1 protein-coding gene and 1 pseudogene are annotated in these 2,598 nt (G+C 74.5%); one reads left to right on the top strand and one right to left on the bottom strand.

Annotation, left to right across the window (positions count from 1 at the left end):
* Nucleotides 1-281: 281 nt before the first annotated feature.
* Nucleotides 282-608: a hypothetical protein gene (locus tag AAHZ94_RS32390; RefSeq protein WP_349997281.1), complete on the top strand. Its 327-nt coding sequence runs from the start codon at nt 282-284 to the stop codon at nt 606-608.
* A 381-nt stretch (nt 609-989) separates the two neighbouring features.
* Here AAHZ94_RS32390 and der read toward each other — a convergent pair.
* Nucleotides 990-2,450 (bottom strand): annotated as a pseudogene (gene der, locus AAHZ94_RS32385) (ribosome biogenesis GTPase Der).
* Between the last annotated feature and the right edge of the window lie 148 nt (nt 2,451-2,598).

Genomic DNA, 2,598 nt, shown 5'->3' with positions numbered 1-2,598 from the left:
GGGGGGGGGGGGGGGGCGCCGCCCCGCCCGCGCGGGGCCCGGCGCGCCCGCCGGCCCCCCCCCCCGCCCGGGGCCCCCCCCCGGCCGGCCCGGCCCCGCACGGAGCGGCGTTCCCGGTACAGGCGCGGGGCCAGCCCCGTCCGCACACTCACCCATATGCCTCACGAGCGGCACATTCGCCGCAATTCCCGCATCCGACGGGCGGCCGGGTCGTTGGCGCTTACGTGCACACTTACGAGCCCGCCCCCCGCGATCCGTACCAGCCGCCCCCCATCCCCGGCATGCGCCCCTCGCACGAGGCGGCGACCGAGCACCCCAGACCGCAGCCGCCGGCCAGCACCTCGGCCACGCCGATCTTCGACGCCCTGTACGCGGAGTACCGCAGGTCCTTCCGGGCCCTGCCCGGGGACCGTACGGGCGAGGAGGACCTGAAGTTCACCGCGTTCGGTCCGCGCGAGCAGCGCGGCGGGTGGGACCGTCAGGGCGGCTGGGAGCGCACGGGCACCTGGGACGGCGGCCACTGGCGGGGCACCGGCCGCCACCAGCGCCCGGGACTGCCGGCGGCCCTGCCACCGGCACCACGGGACAGCGGGCGGCACGGCCTCTAGCCAGCGGCACCGGTGCGACGCCGGGCCGGTACGGCGAGGGCGGCTCGCCACGGGGGCGGCAGCGGTACGTCGCGCCGCCCACGGTGGTGGTCGGTCGACCGGGTCGACGCGGGGCCTGGCCGTAGGCACGCGAGCGGCCCCGGGGCAGTTGCCCCCGGGCCGCTCGGTCGTTCCGGCGTACGCACCGCGTTCCCCTGGGTGTGCGCCAGCCCGCGCGCCGGCATCGCAGTGCGGTCCGCACGACGACCTACGGCTCCCGCGGAGGCGGTGCCAAGCTCCGTACGGCCGTGCCACCCCGCGGTCACGCCGCCATACAGCCACCCCAACGCCCGCACACACCCACACCCATGTGTATAACGTTGTGCAGATGGCGCCAGAAAACTACTTCTTGCGGCCCCGCTTCTCCCGCACCCGCACCGAAAGGTGAATCGGCGTGCCGTCGAAGCCGAACTCCTCGCGCAGCCGGCGCTCCACGAAGCGGCGGTAGCCGGCCTCCAGGAAGCCGGAGGCGAAGAGCACGAAGCGCGGGGGCTTGGTGCCCGCCTGCGTGCCGAACAGGATGCGCGGCTGCTTGCCGCCGCGGATGGGGTGCGGGTGGGAGGCGACGATCTCACCGAGGAAGGCGTTCAGCCGGCCGGTGGGCACCCGGGTCTCCCAGCCGACGATGGCCGTCTCGATCGCCGGGACCAGCTTCTCCATGTGCCGCCCGGTGCGTGCCGAGACGTTGACCCGCTGCGCCCACGGGATCTGCACCAGGTCCCGCTCGATCTCGCGCTCCAGGTAGTAGCGGCGCTCCTCGTCGAGGGTGTCCCACTTGTTGTACGCGATGACCAGCGCACGGCCCGCGTCCACGGCCATGGTGATGATCCGCTGGTCCTGCACGCTGATCGACTCGCTGGCGTCGATCAGCACCACCGCGACCTCCGCCTTCTCCAGGGCGGCTGCGGTGCGCAGCGAGGCGTAGTAGTCGGCGCCCTCCTGGAGGTGGACCCGGCGCCGGATGCCGGCGGTGTCCACGAACTTCCAGGTCTTGCCGCCGAGTTCGATCAGCTCGTCGACCGGGTCGCGGGTGGTGCCCGCCTGCTCGTTGACGACCACCCGCTCCTCGCCGGCGACCTTGTTGAGCAGCGAGGACTTGCCGACGTTGGGCCGGCCGATGAGCGCCACCCGGCGCGGGCCGCCGAGCGCCGTGCCGAAGGTCTGCGCGGGCGCCTCGGGCAGTGCGTCCAGGGCGGCGTCGAGCATGTCGCCGGTGCCGCGGCCGTGCAGCGCGGAGACCGGGTGCGGCTCGCCGAGTCCGAGCGACCACAGCGCGGCGGCGTCGGCCTCGCTGGAGGGGCCGTCGACCTAGTTGGCGCACAGCACGACCGGCTTGCCGGCCCGGCGCAGCAGCTTGACCACGGCCTCGTCGGTGTCGGTCGAGCCCACGGTGGCGTCCACGACGAAGATCACCGCGTCGGCGGCCTCCATCGCGAACTCGGCCTGGGCGGCGACGGAGGCGTCGATGCCGAGCACGTCCTGCTCCCAGCCGCCGGTGTCCACCACCTTGAAGCGCCGGCCGGCCCACTCCGCCTCGTACGTCACCCGGTCACGGGTGACGCCGGGCCGGTCCTCGACGACGGCCTCACGGCGCCCGAGGATGCGGTTCACCAGGGTCGACTTGCCGACATTGGGGCGGCCGACGACGGCGAGCACCGGCAGCGGGCCGTGGCCGGCCGCCGCGATGTCGCTCTCCACCTCGTCGAGGTCGAACCCCTCCTGCCGGGCGAGCTCCATGAACTCCGTGTACTCGGCGTCGCCAAGCTCACCGTGCTCGTCGCCGGCGGGGATCTGGTCGTTCATGAAGTCTGTTCCTCGTCGTCCCTCGGCGGGGGGGCCCCCCCGCCCCCCCCCCCGGCAGGTTTTTCGGGGGGGGGCGGGCCGGGGGCGGGGGGGGCGGGGGCGCCCCCCCCCCCGCGTTGGGGTGTTTATATCAAAAAACAAACCCCCC

The organism is Streptomyces sp. HSW2009 (assembly GCF_040240285.1).
GTDB lineage: Bacteria > Actinomycetota > Actinomycetes > Streptomycetales > Streptomycetaceae > Streptomyces.
The sequence above is the reverse complement of the archived record's forward strand: the minus strand, read 5'-3'. Positions and strand labels throughout refer to the sequence as shown.

Excerpts from the sequence above, each read along its gene's own strand:
- AAHZ94_RS32390 (WP_349997281.1), top strand. The coding sequence starts at position 282 with ATGCGCCCCTCGCACGAGGCGGCGACCGAGCACCCCAGACCGCAGCCG.